A 15,683-nucleotide genomic window follows, 5' to 3' on the forward strand; every position below is an offset into this window, starting at 1 on the left:
GGCCATGACTCTTCGCGTGCTTGCCGCCATGTCGGGCGGCGTCGATTCCGCGGTCGCCGCGGCCCGTATCGCCGAGGCCGGGCACGATGTGACCGGCGTCCATCTCGCGCTGTCCAAAAACCCGCAGTCGTACCGGACCGGGGCGCGGGGATGCTGCACCGTCGAGGACTCGCGGGACGCCCGGCGCGCCGCGGACGTCATCGGCATCCCCTTCTACATCTGGGACATGGCCGAGCGATTCCACCACGACGTGGTGGAGGACTTCGTCAGCGAATACGCGGCGGGCCGGACCCCCAACCCCTGCCTCCGCTGCAACGAGAAGATCAAGTTCGAGGCGGTCCTCGACCGGGCGCTCGCGCTCGGCTTCGACGCGGTGGCGACCGGGCACTACGCGCGGGTCACCGCCGACGGGACGCTGAGCCGCGCCGTCGACCCGGTGAAGGACCAGTCCTACGTCCTCGGGGTGCTCACCCGGGAGCAGCTGGGCCGGGCGATGTTCCCCCTGGGCGACACCCCCAAGGCCGCCGTCCGCGAGGAGGCCGCGCGGCGCGGGCTGTTCGTCGCCGACAAGCCGGACAGCCACGACGTCTGCTTCATCGCCGACGGTGACACCCGGGGGTTCCTGCGGGAGCGGCTGGGCCCCGCCGCCGGGCCCATCGTCGACTCCACGGGGGAGGTCATCGGCTCCCACGACGGCGCCTACGCCTACACGGTCGGCCAGCGCAAAGGCCTCGGCGTCGGCCGTACCCCGGACGGACGGCCCCGCTACGTGCTCTCCATCGAGCCGGTGTCGAACACCGTGACCGTGGGCTCCCGCGAGATGCTGGAGGTCACCGAGATCACCGCGGAGCGGCCGATCTGGAGCGGTCTGCGCGTCCCCCCGGCCACCCCGATCACCTGCGGCGTTCAGCTGCGCGCCCACGGGGAGGCGTACGGCTGCCGCGTGGTGCTCGACGGCGGGCGGATTCGGATCGCGCTCGACCGGAGCGCGTCCGGGGTCGCGGCCGGGCAGGCGGCGGTGTTCTACGACGGGGACGTCGTCCTCGGGTCGGCGACCATCTCCGCCGCAACCTGACCCGTCTTCCGGGCGGAAGGTTTACTTCTCATACCAATTCCTTCTGTGTTGGTTTTACCGGTGCTTTTATCGCCATCCTGCGCGAGGATCATCGCGATGAGTTGGGGGCCGGTCCCACTGGGAGGATGAGCATGAGCGCCTGGTCGGTACCCGGTTACTCCGAGGTGCGCGCGATCGGCGAGGGCGGTGGCGGACGGGTCGTCGAGGCCGAGCACGAGACCGGCACACCGGTCGCCATCAAATACCTTTCCGAACGTCTCCGCGGCGACCAAGGGTTTCTCACCCAATTCCGGGAAGAAGCCAGACTCCTTATCGAACTGCGGGACCCCCACGTCGCACGGATCTACGAATACGTCGAAGGGGACACCGGCGCCGCCATCGTGATGGAACTGCTCGAAGGCGCCTCCCTGCGGGCCATGCTGAAACAGCACGGCCCGACCGGTCCCGAGGCGGCCCTGGCCGTGCTGAAAGGGTCACTCCAAGGATTGGCCGCCGCGCACGCGGCCGGAGTCGTCCACCGGGACTACAAGCCCGACAACGTTCTCGTGGACGGCGAAGGCCACAGCAGGCTCATCGACTTCGGCGTCGCCGTACGCACCGGCAGCCCCGGAGCGCCCGCCGGCACCCCGCCCTACATGGCGCCCGAGCAGTGGCACAGCGGCGCGGCCACCCCGGCCACCGACGTCTACGCGGCCACCGCGGTCTTCTTCGAATGCCTCACCGGGGTCCGCCCCTACCGGGCCACCAACACCGCCGTGCTCATGCACGCGCACCGCAACGACCCCATCCCCGTCGACGAGGTCCCGGAGCCGATCCGCCCGCTCGTCGCCGCCGGACTCGCCAAAGACGCCCGGGACCGGCCGGCGAGCGCCGCCGCGTTCCTCGTCCGGCTGGAAGAGGTCGCCCAGGCGGCGTACGGCGCCGACTGGGAGGAACGGGGCCGTCGCCGCCTCGGCGAACTCGCCGCACTGCTGCTCCTCCTGCTCCCCGCCGGGCAGGTGACCGCCCAGTCGGGCACCACCTTCGGGCAGGTGGTCCTGCGGACCGTCCGGACGTACGGCGTGCAGATCGCCGCGGTCGCCGCACTCGTCGTCGTGATCGCCGGAGTCGTGGCCATCGTGAGCGCGGGCCGCAACGGCACCGACACGCCCCTGCAGCGCGGGGCGCCGGTGTTCACCCTGCCGACCACCCCGGAGACGTTCCCGGTGGTGACCCCCACCCCGGAGTTCCCGACGGGCGCGCCGACCCCGCTCCCGCTGCCCTCCGCCACCGTGCCCGAGCCCTCGCTCCCGATCCGGCCGGTGTCCGCCGGCCCCAGTGCGTCGCCCACCCGGACCGCCCCGGCACCCGAGGGAACCCGGACGCCTGCCCCCACCCCGACCGCACGGACCACACCCACCCCGAGGGCGACGCCCACCGGCCCGCCTGAGCCGGCGCCGCAGCCCACGGTCACCGACGAGCCGCAGCTCCCGCCCCCTCCCCGCAACGACACCGTCCGGGAACTGGGCGTGGCCGGCCTGCGTACCGAAGGAGCCGGTACGGGCGTCGCCGCGGTCTCCGTCACCACCGGCAGAACCTCCCCGGTCCGGCTGACCGTGACCTTCACCCGAGGGGCGACCCGCGTCGACTCCACCACCGTCACCCTGTCCGGCTCGACGCGATACACCCGGACGTTCCGGCACACCTACGCAGACGGACTCTGCGACGGCACCTGGGGCGTGATCGTCTCCACCGAGCCCCGCGCGGCCAACGGGATCGTCACCGAGCAGACCCGGGCCCCGTCCTGCGTCACCGAGGTCCGGGACCTGCAGATCGAGTCACTCGACGTCCGCGAAGGCGGCGACTCCACCGGCGTGGTCACCGTGACCACCACAGGCACCGGCCCGGTCGTCCTCACAGCCCGGTTCGGCGCCGGGGAGGGCGGCAGCCGTACCCAGACCTTCACCCTGTCCGGCGCCACGAGCTACCGGCGTACGGTCACCCACGACTTCGCCGAACTCCCGTGCCGGACGACGGTCACCCTCACCGCCGCCACCGACCCGGCGGCCCCCGGCGGCTCGGTCAGCCGCCAGGCCCGCACCCCCGACTGCCAGGAGGAACCCGAGGTCGTCCACGTCGTGGTGACCCACGGGACCCTGGAGGGGGGTGGCGAAGGAGGGGAACCCTACCTGCTCGCCGTGATCGAGGTGGAGACCGCCAACACCCAGCCCTTCACCCTGCTCGGCACGTATCGGGCGACCGGCTCCGAAGAATCCGTCAACGGATCCTTCGGCCCGATCACCCTTTCCGGGCAGCGGCACTACACCGAGACCGTTCGGCTACCGGTCGGGGACAACTGCTTCTTCAACGTCACCGCCACAACCAACCCCACCCCCAACTCCGGCCCCAGCACCGTGGCGATGAACTTCTGCCGGGACTGACATGCCGGCCGTGCACCCTCAGCAGGCACGGTTGGGGTGAAGACAACGGACGTGGGGACCGTGTCAGGAGAGGTCGCCGTCAACGACCAGTGTTTTAAACATTGACTGCGGGGTTTGTGCCGGACAAAAAGCGTCCGGCACAAACCCCGCACGCTTTCGCCCGCCGCAAAGAACGCGGCGTGCGAAAGCGGACGTAACGCCTTGGGCACCTAGCATCCAGCCATACTTACGACAAGAGTGCACAAGCAGGCATGTTGTTTGGTGCGGCCAGTGGCGGTGAAAGCCGGTGCCGGCGACTTGGGGGTAACCACGGACGTGTGACACCCGGCTAGGAGAAGTCACAGTTAGGACCGGTGTGGCTCGGGGTTCGCGGGTCTTTGTTGTGATTGTCGTCGGGGTGACGACCTCAGACGTTTGGTACCCCGTTAGGCGAACTCGGGATTACCGGAACATTGTTTCTCAATACTGATCGCGGTGGTTCGTGCTGGATAAATAGCGTCCGGTACGAACCACAGCGCGCATTCTCGCACCACAAAGAGTGGTGTGAGAAGTGTGGATGTAGTGCGACCGACCCTGCTGTGCTCGCACGTCCTGATTCATGAACCGAGCATGAGAATTCAAAGAATCCGGCACCTGTCTGATGCAGAATTGGGAAAACGCTAGAGGGTCCAATCATCGAGACATCACCGTCAGGAGGAATACTCATGCGCGAATGGAGTGGCGCAAGCGATGCGAGGAGAAGGCTTGTGGCCTTTGCCTCGGCAGTCGTCGTGGGGATCGGGGGAATGGCGCTGATGGCACCTACTCCTGCCGCCGCGCAGGCGACAGCAGGGTGCAGGGTTTGGTCGGATCCGCCGGGAACGCAACGCGGCAAGGCATGGGCTAGTTGTACCACCATGCAGGCCCGGGCATTCGCTCTTTGTGAGGAGAACAGCGGCGACCGCTACTGGGCGCCCGGACCGTGGGTCGGCGCCGGCCAGCAATCGGAGGCGCGGTGTCACGAGCAGGCATGGCTGGTCTCATTGTCCGGCGAGTTCAGATAATGCGGCTCCGGCACAGATTCCGTGATCGTCCAGCGCAAGCAGGCATGTTTGTACGGCCAGCGGCGGCGAAAGCCGTTACCGGCGACTTGGAGTAGCCAAGGACGTGTGACACCGGCCAGGAGAAGTCACCGCTAAGACCAGTGTGGCTCAGGGTTCGCGGGTTTTTGTTGCGAGTATCGTCAGGGTGACAACCTGAACGTGCTAGCCATGTTAAGAGAAGTTGAGCCTTAGAACCCGTAGGCCGAGCTCCGCTTGGTCGGCTCAAAACACCGGTGAGGCCGCGCGCACGTACCTACCCCAGCAGAAACGGTTTGGATGACGCCCCGCCCGGTAAGCCCGAGTTTCTCTCACGGGGGTTAGGGTCAGGGTTGTAAGCGTGGCTGGATCTTAGGGCTGGTCGCGCTACATTCGCACTTCGCACGCCGCGCTTTTTGCGGCGGGCGAATGCGCGCGGCGGTTCATGCCGGACGCTTTTTGTCCGGCGTGGACCGTCGCGGTCATTGTTAAACAATACTGTTCTTGTAAGCTCAAGTTCCCTTAACGGGGTACCGCACGTCCGTTGTTCTTGTCCGGCTCGCTCTTACGGGTACCGCACGTCCGTGGTTTTGTCCTGGCTCGCTCTCGCACGGATATCGCACGTCCGTTGTCACCCGTACGGCTCCTACCTGCCTGGCCCATCTCTTAGAACGGGATGCTCAGCCCAGGTTCACGGTCTCGCCGGGCTCGGTGCGGCGGTACTCGATGCCGCCGTGTTCGGCGAAGCCGCCCATCAGGCGGTCCACCAAGGCGTGTCCCGCATCGTTGAGCAGGCCGTCGTGGATGGGGAACACGCGGGCCGGGTTCACCGCACGCATGTGGTCGACGGCTTCGCTGATCTTCAGCCAGGGCGCGTACACCGGGGAGAGCAGGGTCTGCACCGGGACGCCGGGAACGGTGAAGCTGTCTCCCGGGTGGAACACGGAGCCGCCGATAAGGAACCCGGTGTTCTCGATGACCGGGATGTCGGGGTGGATCACCGCGTGCCGCCGGCCGTACACCACCACGTCGAAACCGGCGGCGGTGAAGGAGTCGCCTTCCCCCACGATGTGCACGGTCCCCGTCACATCGGTGAGCTGCGCCGCCACGGAGGCGCCCGTGTAGATGTCGACCTTCCGCCCGGCCAGCTGTTCCGGGCTGACGTGGTCGAAGTGCTCGTGGGTGATCAGGACCGCGTCGGCGCCGTCCACGGCGTTCGCCTCGCTGAACGTCCCCGGGTCGACGACGAGGGTGCCGCCGTCGCGCGTCAGCCGTACACACGCATGTCCCAGCTTGGTGAGCTTCATGGACTGAGCTTAGGCTGCCCGGCGTGACTGAGTTTCCATGGCCTCCGGCGAGTGCCACCGGAGTCGGCTCGTACCCGGGCGAAGATCCGGCCGAGGCACTGCGTGTCGCGTTCGGGGAGCTGCCGCTGCCGTACCTGCCGGAGTTGCCGGCCCGCGGGGTGGGCGCGGACACGATCGGGCGCACCGCGGGGCTGCTGGTGGATCTGGCGGTGTCCGTCGAGCCGTCGGGCTGGCGGTTCACCGACCGGCCCGGTCGTGATCTCCGCCGTGCCCGCGACCACCTCTCCCGTGATCTCGATGCGCTGGAGGAGGCCACCCAGGGGTATACGGGTCCGCTCAAGGTGCAGGCGTGCGGCCCGTGGACCCTGGCCGGGGCGATCGAGCTCAAGCACGGGGACCGGACGCTGGCCGACCCCGGCGCGGTACGGGATCTGATCGACTCGCTCGCCGAGGGGTTGCGGGCGCACGTCGCACAGGTACGGCGGCGGGTGCCCGGCGCGGAGGTGATCCTCCAGCTCGACGAGCCCGGACTCCCGGGTGTGCTGGCGGGGACGGTGCCCACGGCGAGCGGGTTCGGGCGGCTGGCCGCGGTGGCGGGTGAGGACGCCGTCGCCGGGCTGCGCAGGACGATTTCCGAAACCTTCACGGTTGTGCACTGCTGCGCCCCGGGGGCGCCGATCGGCCTGCTGGCCAAGACCGGGGCCCGCGCGCTGTCCCTCGACGCCACCCTGCTCCGGCGGACCGACGAGGACGCGATCGGGGAGGCCGTGGAGGCCGGGCTGGCGTTCTTCCTGGGGGCGGTGCCGAGCCTGGACGCGGACCTGCCCGACATCGGCCTGCTGGCCCGGCCGGTCAAGGAGCTCTGGCGGATGCTCGGCTTCCCGGCGCAGCGGCTCGCCGGGCAGGTGGTGGTCACGCCGACCTGTGGTCTGGCCGGGGCGTCGCCGGCGTACGCCCGTACGGCGCTCGCGCGGTGCCGGGAGACGGCGAAGGTGCTCCGTGAGGATCCCGATGAGTAACCGATGGGTGGTGCTCTTTCGCTAGTTGAGTCACGATAAAGCGGCTCATAGGTGACGTTGGGGTCCGTCGGTTTCCGGGTGCGCCGACGTGATCGAAGTGCGAAAACGTCGGTGCCCGGCGATACGGTTTTCCCAGGATGCGAAGGGGGTTGCCGAATGAGCGTCGTGAGCGGGCCGGAGTCGGGCGCGAGCGAGGTGGAGGAGTCCGTGGCGAGCGCGGGCGCGCCGCCGGAGGCGCGGGAGCGTCACGCCCTTGTCGCCGAGCGGGTCGAGGAGGCCAACTGGCGCTACTACGTGCTCGACGCGCCGACACTCGCCGACGCGGAGTACGACACACTCATGCGCGAGCTGCGCGAGCTCGAAGAGCGGTATCCGAGCCTGCGCACCCCCGACTCGCCGACCCAGAAGGTCGGCGCGGCGATCAGCACCGAGTTCACCCCGGTTCAGCACCTGATGCGGATGCAGAGCCTGGACAACGCCTTCGCCGACGCCGACCTCGCCGGGTGGCAGGCGAGGATGGAGCGGCTGATCGAGAGCGACCCGGGTCCCTACCTCTGCGAGCTGAAGATCGACGGTTTGGCGATCGCGCTCGTCTACGAGCAGGGGCATCTGGTCCGGGCGGCCACCCGGGGCGACGGGCGCACCGGTGAGGACGTCACGCTCAACGTCCGCACCATCGAGGGCGTGCCGCATCGGCTCGACGGGGAGAACCCGCCGGAGCGGCTGGAGGTGCGGGGCGAGGTCTTCCTCCCCGTCGAAGGCTTCCTCAAGCTCAACGAGCAGCTGGTCGAGGCGGGCAAGCCCCCGTTCGCCAACCCGCGCAACTCCGCGGCCGGGTCGCTCCGGCAGAAGGACCCCCGGATCACCGCCCAGCGCCCGCTTCGCATGCTCGTGCACGGCTTCGGGGTCTGGGAGGGCGACGGCGTCCCCCAGAGCCAGTCCCAGACCTATGCGCGGCTCAAGGAGTTCGGGCTCCCGGTGAGCGCGCTGTACCGGGTCGTGGACGACCTGGACGGCATCCGCGGGTACGTCGAGCACTACCGGGAGCATCGGCACGACCCGGAGTACGAGATCGACGGGGTCGTGGTCAAGGTCGACCGGATCGCGCTGCAACGGCAGCTCGGCTCCACCTCGCGGGCGCCACGCTGGGCCATCGCATACAAATACCCGCCGGAGGAGGTCAACACCAAGCTCCTCGACATCCACGTGGGGGTGGGCCGGACCGGCCGCGTGACGCCGTACGGCGTGATGGCGCCGATCACCGTCGCGGGCTCCACCGTGGAGCGGGCGACCCTGCACAACGCCTCCGAGGTGGTCCGCAAGGGGGTGCTCATCGGGGACACCGTCGTGCTGCGCAAGGCGGGCGACGTCATCCCTGAGATCCTCGGCCCGGTGGTCGATTTGCGGGACGGCACCGAGCGTGAGTTCGTCATGCCCACGCACTGCCCGGAGTGCGGCACCGAACTCCGCCACATGAAGGAGGCCGACGTCGACATCCGCTGTCCGAACGCGCGCTCCTGCCCGGCCCAGCTCCGTGAGCGGATCTTCTTCGCGGCCGGGCGCGGCGCCTTCGACATCGAGGGCCTGGGCTATGTGGCGGCCACGGCGCTGACCCGCCCCCTGCCGCCGCAGGAGCCGCCGGTGCGGACCGAGGCCGACCTGTTCGACCTCAAGGCCGAGCAGCTGCTCCCGATCAGGTCGCACGTCATCGACAAGGAGACCGGGCTGCCCAAGCTCGACCCGGAGACGGGTGAGCCCAAGGTCGTCACCTTTTTCGCCAACGACGACGGCCGACTCAGCAAGAACGCCGAAAAGATGCTGGAAGAGCTGGAGCCGGCGAAGCGGCAGCCGCTCTGGCGGGTGCTGGTCGCCCTCTCGATCAGGCATGTGGGCCCGACCGCGGCACAGGCGCTCGCCGCGGAGTTGCGTTCGCTGCACCGGATCTTCGAAGCGCCGGTGGAAGAACTGGCCGCGGTGGAGGGGGTCGGCCCCACCATCGCCGCCTCGATCGTCGAGTGGTACGCCGAGGACTGGCACCGGGAGATCGTCGAACGCTGGATCGCCGCGGGCGTCCGGACCGAGGACGAGCCACCCGCCGTGGAGCTGCCGCAGAACCTGGCCGGGCTCACCCTGGTGGTCACCGGGACGCTGCAGAACTACAGCCGGGACTCGGCCGGAGAGGCCATCACCGGCCGGGGCGGCAAGGTCTCCGGTTCGGTCTCCAAGAAGACCTCGTTCGTCGTCGTGGGGGAGAACGCCGGCTCCAAACACGAGAAGGCGCTCACCCTGAAGGTGCCGATCCTGGACGAGACGGGCTTCGAGACCCTGCTCACGTACGGCCCCGAGGCGGCGACGGAGGTGGCCGTCCGCGGGGAGGAGTGACCCCGTCGCCGCGCACCGCCGGGTCCGGCGGAGCCCTGAGGGGGCGCCGCCGGCCCGTGCGTCGTCAGCGGCCCCCGGGCGTCGAGGTCACCAGCCGTTTGGTGTACCAGTGCTCCGGTTCGGTCAGCACTCCGGCCGTCTCTCCGCTCTCCACCACCTGTCCGCGGTGCAGGACGACGACGCGCTCGGTCATCTGCCGGGCGACCGCCAGGTCGTGGGTGATGAAGAGCATGGCGATCTTCCTCTCCCGGCGCAGGTCGCGGAAGAGTTCGAGGATCTGCGCCTGGACGGACACGTCCAACGCCGCGACCGGCTCGTCGCAGATGAGCAGGTCGGGGTCGGTGGCGATCGCCCGGGCGATCGCCACGCGCTGCCGTTCGCCCCCCGACAGCGCCGGAGGGCGGCGGCTCGCGTACCCGGCCGGCAGGCCCACCAGGGCCAGGAGATCGGCCTCGGCCGGTACGGGACGGTCCCGCCGGTGCGGCACGCGGTGCCGGATCGCCTCGCGCAGGCACGCGCCGACGGTCAGCGAGGGGTTGAGCGAGGAGTACGGGTCCTGGAAGACGACCTGGACCGCGGGCCTGTGCCCACGCCCGAAGCGGATCTCGCCGGAGTCCGCGGTCTCGAGTCCGAGCAGGATGCGGGCGATGGTCGACTTGCCGGAGCCCGACTCACCGAGGAGCCCGAGCGATTCGCCCTCGCGGATGCGGAACGACACGCCGTCCAGAGCCGTGGTGCTTCGCCCGGGACCGACGAGCGGCCTGCTCCGGAACGTCTTGCGGAGCTCGCCGACCACGACCAGATCGTCCGGTCGCCCGGCGTCCTCCGCCCGTGTTTCCCCGGCGTCGTCCCGGTCCGCGAGCATCGCGTCCAGCTCAGCCCCGATGTCGGCGACGCGCGTGCACGCCGTCAGGTGACCCGCCCCGACGGGTGACAGCGTCGGCCTGGTTTCCCGGCAGGGTCCCGCGTGCCAGGAGCAGCGGTCGGAGAACGGGCAGGTGTGCCGGACGGCGTCCGCCGCGGGCACACTGCCGGGGATGGAGGTCAGCTCGGCGAGGTATCTGTCCCTGGGGACCCGGGACCTGAGCAGGCCCAGCGTGTAGGGGTGGCGCGGGCGCGTCGCGAGCGTCCCGGCCGGAGCGCTCTCCAGCACGGCCCCGGCGTACATCACCACGACGTCGTCACAGGCGCCGAACGCGACGTCCAGGTCGTGGGTGACCAGGATCAGCGACATGCCGCGGCTCTCCCGCAGCCGGCCGAGCAGGTTCAGCACGTCGGCCTGCGAGGAGGGGTCGAGCGCGGTCGTCGGCTCGTCGGCGAGGAGCAGGTCGGGGTCCCGCCCGAGCGCGGCGGCGATGGCGACCCGCTGACGCATGCCTCCCGACAGCTGGAAGGGGTAGTCGTCCGCCACCGTGGGGTCCAGCCCGACTTCGGCCAGGCGGCGGGTCGTCTCCTCCCTGCTCGCCGCGCGGTCCGAGCGGATCTCGGGCGCCAGCGACTCCCGGAGCGTCACGCCCACCCGCTGGAGCGGGTTGAGCATGGTGAACGGGTCTTGCAGGAGCAGGCTGATCCGCTCACCCCGGACGGTTCGAAGCCGCCGCTCCGGCAGGCCGATGAGCTGAAGACCGTCCAGCCTGACCTCGCCGTCGGCGCGGACGCCGCTCGGGAGCAGTCCGACGAGGGACCGGAGCGTCATCGATTTCCCCGAACCGGATTCTCCGACGACGCCCAGCGCCGCCCCCCGGGCGATGGTGAAATCCAGCTCACCGGCGAGCCGGCGCGGCCGGCCGCCGACGTCGGCGGTGATCGTGAGTCCGGTCGCCGACAGCAGAGGGGGGTGGGGTGTCATCGTGCCTCCGTCGCCAGGGTCGCCCTGTCGTAGAGCCGGTCGCCGACGAGTGTGGCGCCGACGGCCGTGAGCACGATCAGCAGCGCCGGTGTCAGCGACATCATCGGGTTCTCGAAGATGAGTTCCTGTCCGTCGGCGAGCATCGTGCCCCAGTCCGCGGCGCCGGGGGCGACCCCGAGCCCGAGGAAGGACAGCGCCGAGAACGACACCAACGCGGTCGTGAACTCCAGAAGGAAGGTGGCGACCACCGTCGGCATGATGTTCGGGAGGATGTGGCGGCCGAGGATCCAGCCCGGCCGGACGCCCATGGCGCGAGCCGCGTCGACGTACGGCAACCGCGCCTGCGACAGGGTGGCGCTTCTGATCAGGCGCACCGTTCCCGGCAGGGTGAGCACGATGAGCAGGCCGATGGTGAGCAGGTAGCCTCCGCCGACGGTCCCGATGACGACGATGGCCACCAGCAGCGCCGGCATCGAGTAGAGGATGTCGGCACCCCTGGCGATCACCGCGTCGATGCGGCCGCCGTGGTAGCCGCCGAGCAGTCCCAGCAGGGTGCCGGCGACAAGGACGCCGATCGCGACGCACACCGGGCCCGCCACGGCCGGAAAGGTCCCCACGATCAGCCGGGACAGCACGTCACGTCCGAGGACGTCGGTGCCCAGCGGGTGGCCGGGACCGGGCGGGCCGGCGCCCAGCGCCGGGTTCTGGGCGTCGGGGTCCTGGGGGGCGAGCTCCGCGCCGAACACCGCGAGCAGGGCGACGACGGCGAGGAGGGCCGGGAGTGCGAACCGTAGCGGGGACGGCCGTTTCCGAAGAGTGTCCGGCTTGGCCGGGGGCGGGTTCACGCCGATGGTCATGGGGACGTCCTCACTCCCAGCCGGAGGCGGGGGTCGATCATGATCGACACCAGGTCCACGAGCAGGTTGGTCAGTACGACGACCACCGCGATCAGCATGCCGAGGGCCTGGATGACCGGCATGTCCTTGGCTTCGACCGAGTTGACCATGAGGGTGCCGATGCCGGGCAGCGAGAAGACGCTCTCCACCAGGACGGTCCCCGCCGCCAGCTGGATGACGAGGATCCCGACCGTGTTCACGATCGGCAGGGCGCTGTTTCTGAGCACGTACCGGGTGAGGATCCGGGAGATCCGCAGGCCCCGGGCGTGGCCGAAGACGACGTGGTCCTGCCGGCAGGTGTCCAGGACGGCGGCCCGGGTCTGCCGGACGACGATCGCGATGAGGACGATCGACAGGGCGACCGCCGGCAGGATCAGGTGCCGCAGCCGGTCCAGCCCCGCCCCTCCCGCACCGAACACGGGAGCGCCGAGACCGACCCCGAAGACGTAGATCAGCAGCACGCCCGTCGCGAACGGCGGCGAGCTCATTCCGACGACGGCGGCGAACGAGGTCAGGCGGTCGGCGGCACGACCGCGCCGCAGGCCGGCGGCCATGCCCAGCGGAATGCCGACCAGCACCGTGATGACAAGGGTGAGAGCCGCCAGCTGGGCGCTCACCGGGGCGAACTCGCCGATGCGGGCCAGCGCGGAGGTGTGCGAGAGGATCGACCGGCCGAAGTCCAGCTGGACGGCTCGGGCCAGCCAGCTCCCGTACTGGACCAGGAAGGGCTCGTCGAGGCGGTACTCGCGGACGAGGGCCGCGATCTGCTCGTCGCTCGCGTCCTGCCCGCCGAGCAGGCTGGTGAGCGGCGATCCGGGCGCGAGGTGCAGCAGGCTGAAGATGAGGAAGCTCACCGCGACGAGCAGGCCTCCGCCGGCGGCGAGTCGCCTCAGCACGAATCCCGTCATCGCCGGGGGATCCCTCGCGCCGGTCCGGTGCGGCGGGCCTCAGCGGCGGTCATCGGCGGTCTCCGCGGGGGCGCGGTCCTTGCGTACCAGGTTGGTGCGCCGGAGGCGGACGACCTCCGCGTTCCGCTGATTGACCCCGACCGTCTCCCAGGTGACGATGCCCATCCGGGGACGGCTGGCCGATTCGCGCAGTGCGATCACCGTCGACCGGGCGGAGAGGGTGTCCCCGGGGTGGACCGGGACACCGAACCGCACGTCGTCCACGCCGAGGAACGGGCCCCCGGACTCGCTCAGGTCTTCGACCGAGAGCCCGACCACGGTGCACAGCACCAGCATCGGGTTGACGACGACGCCGGGATGGCCGTGCGCGCGGGCGAACTCACCGTTGACGTAGAGGGGGTGCCAGTTGCACGTCGAGGTGGAGAACAGGATGGCCTCCGCCTCGGTGACGGTCCGTCCCCAGTGGTGTTCGATCTCCTCGTGAAGGGTGAAGTCCCGGAAGACGCGCCCCTTCTCCTGCATGACGAATTTCGTGAAGTCCGGATTATTCATCGGATGCCTTCCCGGACGCACCGTGCTGCGGGCCTCCAGTCCAGAGGCACGCCGGACGCGTGCGTCGTCGGTGGCACCGCAGGCCGGGACAGGCCGGGGGGCGACCGAATCGGCACGGAGGCGTGGCCTCGATCGGTCAGGATTCAGTGCACCGCTGCGTCACCACACGATGACCGGGTCCACGTCGGCGAGGATCGTGGACGGTGGAAGCGGCGTACGGAGAGGCACCCCGGAGTGGCGGGTTCGGCGCCTCCGTCTGGCACGTCGGTTGCCGCATCGTGACACCGGTGACCTCGGCTGTCAATAGTGCAGTGCTCGGTGGTAGAGCTCGCCCGGGATGTTGACAGGTCACGCACTCAGTGCGACGCTGCGATGACCGACGTGCCCCGCAGCGGCACGACTGTCCGGATTTCCGGGGAGCCGCTCCGCACGTCGCCTCTCACGTCCGTGATCGTGATCGATCACGGATGCGGTCATCGCGGATCCGAGACAACGACGCGAGCCCTGGCCGATCGAGATCCCTTCCGATCGAGGCTTCGCTTCCACCTGTCGTCACCTCTCGGCCGCCCCGGACGCCCGTCCCTTCCGGTGCCACCGAGGGTTCACGACTCCATCCCCGCGAACGTCTCGGATGCGCCACCTGAGGAGTAGTGATGGGCCGTCCATCCCAGTCGCTGGCCGTGGTCCTCGCCACGGTGTCACTCATCGCCGGCTGCGGGTCGTCCACCGGCACGACCCCGCCCGCGTCCTCCGAAGTCACCTTCGCCTCGTCCGCACCGCCCTCGCTGGACGTGGCGAAGAACTACAACATCGCCGAGACCAACATCATGGCCATGATCACTGAGCCGCTGGAGACCCTGACGCAGGACGGGACGTACACGCCGTTGCTCGCGCGGTCCGTCACCCAGCCCGACAAGACGACGATCGTGTACGACCTCCGGCCCGACGTGACGTTCTCCAACGGGAAGCCGCTCACCGCCGAGGACGTGGCGTGGAGCCTGAAGCACGTCACCGGGGACACGGCCCAGACCAAGAACACGCTGGAGTACGTGAAGTCGATCGAGGTCACCGGGGAGCGCCAGGTGACCGTCACCCTGTCCCAGCCCGACCCGCTGACCCGCGCGGCGCTCTGCGTCGTGGGCCTCATCCAGGAGAAGGCGTTCGCCGAGGCGCACGCCGCCGACCTCGGGTCGGCGAACGCCGTACCCGTCGGCACCGGCCCGTACACGGTGGACCGCTACACCCCCGACGAGATCGGCATGAAGCGCAACCCCCGCTACCAGGGCAGTCCGCCCGCACCGGACCGCCTGACCTTCACGGCGATCACCGGTGAGACCAAGGGTCAGCTGGCCATGCGCTCCGGCCGGATCCAGGGGGCGATGATCTCGGACGTCACCGCGATCAAGGAGTGGGAGCGGATCTCCGGGGCGAAGGTCTACAACGTCCCCAGCCTCCAGTCGAACTTCCTCGCGCTCGACGTCACCAGGCCCCCCTTCGACGACGTGCACGTACGGCGGGCCGTCGCCCACGCGCTGGACCGGCCCGGCGTGCTGTCGGCCGCCTTCGGCTCGCAGGTGCGGCCGCTCCGCTCGTACCTGCCGGACGACATCGTCCGGGCCACCGCGCCGTCCCCCGCGGAGGCCGACGCCTTCCTGGCGGGCCTGCCCTCCTACCCGTTCGACCTGGAGCTGGCCAAGCGGGAACTGGAGAAGTCGGCCCACGCCCGCGGTCTGTCGTTCCCCGTCTACTTCCTCGACGAGCTCCCGTGGACGAAGCTGGTCGCGCTGAACCTGCAGGAGAACCTGGCGAAGATCGGTGTCTCGGCCGAGGCCAAGCAGGTCGGCCGCAACGAATGGCTGGAGAGCATCTACGCCAAGAAGGCCGGAACGCCCACGCCGTTCAACCTCGGGACCTTCGCCCCGGTTCCCAACGGCCTGGACAAGGTCGTCGGCGAAGGCGCGTTCAACGTCGCCAAGTACTCGACCCCGCAGACCCGTTCCGCGCTCGGCGGGCTCACCGGCGACGACGCCGAGCGGTGGGAAGCCACCAAGACCCTGCTCGGCCGGATCGCCGAGGACGTGCCGTACATCCCGGTCTACCAGGGCGCACAGGTCTCGGTCCTCGGGGGCGGCTACACCTACACCCGGGCTCCGTCACAGCTGGACTTCGCCCAGGGGACCAACATCCGGCTGCTGAAAGCCGCCGGGTGACCGCATG

At 69.9% G+C, this 15,683-nt stretch carries 10 protein-coding genes; 5 read left to right on the forward strand and 5 right to left on the reverse strand.

Annotated elements, in window-relative coordinates:
* Positions 1-4: 4 nt before the first annotated feature.
* Positions 5-1,075: a tRNA 2-thiouridine(34) synthase MnmA gene (mnmA, locus tag RUR_RS07150; protein ID WP_283134115.1), complete on the forward strand. Its 1,071-nt coding sequence runs from the start codon at positions 5-7 to the stop codon at positions 1,073-1,075.
* Between the two features lie 131 nt (positions 1,076-1,206).
* The gene (locus RUR_RS07155; RefSeq protein ID WP_283134116.1) at positions 1,207-3,495 is read left to right on the forward strand and encodes a protein kinase domain-containing protein; all 2,289 of its coding nucleotides are present in this window, start codon (positions 1,207-1,209) and stop codon (positions 3,493-3,495) included.
* Between the two features lie 1,738 nt (positions 3,496-5,233).
* On the opposite strand, the gene RUR_RS07160 is transcribed toward RUR_RS07155, so the two are convergent.
* A complete protein-coding gene (locus tag RUR_RS07160) occupies positions 5,234-5,860 on the reverse strand; it encodes an MBL fold metallo-hydrolase (protein ID WP_283134117.1) in 627 nt (208 codons plus the stop codon).
* Between the two features lie 23 nt (positions 5,861-5,883).
* Between RUR_RS07160 and RUR_RS07165 the strand changes: the two genes are divergently transcribed.
* Both RUR_RS07165 and ligA read left to right on the forward strand, forming a co-directional pair.
* Positions 5,884-6,879: a methionine synthase gene (locus RUR_RS07165; protein ID WP_283134118.1), complete on the forward strand. Its 996-nt coding sequence runs from the start codon at positions 5,884-5,886 to the stop codon at positions 6,877-6,879.
* A gap of 156 nt (positions 6,880-7,035) precedes the next feature.
* Complete coding sequence (ligA, locus tag RUR_RS07170) at positions 7,036-9,261, forward strand: NAD-dependent DNA ligase LigA (protein WP_283134119.1); 2,226 nt, start codon at positions 7,036-7,038, stop codon at positions 9,259-9,261.
* Positions 9,262-9,325: 64 nt separating this feature from the next.
* Here the strand turns inward: ligA and RUR_RS07175 are convergent, their stop codons facing one another.
* Genes RUR_RS07175 through RUR_RS07190 form a run of 4 tightly spaced genes read right to left on the reverse strand, consistent with a single transcriptional unit; the run spans position 9,326 to position 13,466 of the window.
* A complete protein-coding gene (locus RUR_RS07175) occupies positions 9,326-11,110 on the reverse strand; it encodes a dipeptide ABC transporter ATP-binding protein (protein ID WP_283134120.1) in 1,785 nt (594 codons plus the stop codon).
* Positions 11,107-11,967, reverse strand: coding sequence for an ABC transporter permease (locus RUR_RS07180; RefSeq protein ID WP_283134121.1), 861 nt, complete (start codon positions 11,965-11,967; stop codon positions 11,107-11,109). The genes RUR_RS07175 and RUR_RS07180 overlap by 4 nt, the downstream gene beginning before the upstream one ends.
* Positions 11,964-12,914 (reverse strand): ABC transporter permease, encoded by a 951-nt coding sequence (locus tag RUR_RS07185; RefSeq protein WP_283134122.1) that lies wholly within the window; start codon positions 12,912-12,914, stop codon positions 11,964-11,966. Before RUR_RS07185 ends, RUR_RS07180 begins: the two co-directional genes overlap by 4 nt.
* A gap of 39 nt (positions 12,915-12,953) precedes the next feature.
* A complete protein-coding gene (locus RUR_RS07190) occupies positions 12,954-13,466 on the reverse strand; it encodes a MaoC family dehydratase (protein WP_283134123.1) in 513 nt (170 codons plus the stop codon).
* A gap of 653 nt (positions 13,467-14,119) precedes the next feature.
* Between RUR_RS07190 and RUR_RS07195 the strand changes: the two genes are divergently transcribed.
* Positions 14,120-15,676 (forward strand): ABC transporter substrate-binding protein, encoded by a 1,557-nt coding sequence (locus tag RUR_RS07195; RefSeq protein WP_283134124.1) that lies wholly within the window; start codon positions 14,120-14,122, stop codon positions 15,674-15,676.
* The last annotated feature ends 7 nt before the right edge of the window (positions 15,677-15,683 follow it).

The organism is Rhizohabitans arisaemae, assembly GCF_025996515.1.
Classification (GTDB): domain Bacteria; phylum Actinomycetota; class Actinomycetes; order Streptosporangiales; family Streptosporangiaceae; genus Rhizohabitans; species Rhizohabitans arisaemae.